This is a genomic window from Streptomyces aurantiacus JA 4570, assembly GCF_000414115.1.
Classification (GTDB): Bacteria; Actinomycetota; Actinomycetes; order Streptomycetales; family Streptomycetaceae; genus Streptomyces; species Streptomyces aurantiacus_A.
This window is the reverse complement of the sequence record NZ_AOPZ01000387.1, coordinates 1-923: the sequence shown is the minus strand read 5'-3', so window position 1 is coordinate 923 and position 923 is coordinate 1. Positions and strand designations below refer to the sequence as shown.

The window sequence follows — 923 nt, the reverse complement described above, 5'->3', positions numbered from 1 at the left end:
CACGCCCCGACGGCGGCTTCTGCGTCGAATCCGTACTGCCGATGGAAGCGCCCCATGGATAGACTGTCGACATGGGTCATGAAGTCGTAAAGGTGCTGGTCGTTGATGACGAACCCATGGTTTGCGCACATTTGAGAACGATTCTCGGCTCGGCCGAGGATATCGAGGTCGTCGACGCCGCCCACGACGGAGCCGCCGCGGTCGAGGCCGTCATGCGGCATCGCCCTGATCTCGTCCTCATGGATTTGCGGATGCCGGGCGTGGACGGGCTCACGGCAATCGAATGCATCATGAAACTCGACCAGCCGCCAAAGGTGGTGGCGCTCACCACATTTGACGCCGATCAGTATGTGATGCGGGCGCTGCGGAGTGGAGCCAGTGGATTTCTTGTGAAATCCACTCCGCCCGAGGACCTGATCGGGCTCGTCCGGGTCGCCGCCGACGGTCACACCGTCCTCTCGCCCGTCGCGATGCGCCGCATCGTGGCCGCGTCGTCCGACGAGGACGCGGCGCGCGAGCGGGCCAAGGCGCTGGTCGGCAAGCTCACCGAACGCGAGACGGACGTCCTCACCTGCCTCGGCGAGGGCCTGTCGAACGCCCAGATCGCCACGAAGCTGTTCCTCAGCGAGGCCACGGTCAAGGGCTATGTGTCGCGCATGCTCGTGAAGCTGGAGTGCACCAACAGGACACAGGCGGGGCTGCTGGCGTACGACGCGGGGCTCGTCACCCGCTGATCGGCCGCGGGCCCCGGTGGCGGGGTACTGCGCACAGGGCGAACACGCAGGTGGGGCCGGAACTTGGTGTTCCGGCCCCACCTGCGTGTTCCTACGGTGCCGACGCGCTGTCCTCGCGGATCCAGGTCACCGTCGTCGGAACATACGTGGGCAGCACCGACCTGACATGGAAGCCGCCGTCGGGGCGTG

At 66.3% G+C, this 923-nt stretch carries 1 protein-coding gene; it reads left to right on the top strand.

The window, feature by feature from the left end:
* The first annotated feature begins 71 nt into the window (after positions 1–71).
* Positions 72–734, top strand: a complete 663-nt coding sequence (locus tag STRAU_RS31530) for a response regulator transcription factor (RefSeq protein ID WP_037663178.1) — start codon at positions 72–74, stop codon at positions 732–734.
* Positions 735–923: the final 189 nt, after the last annotated feature.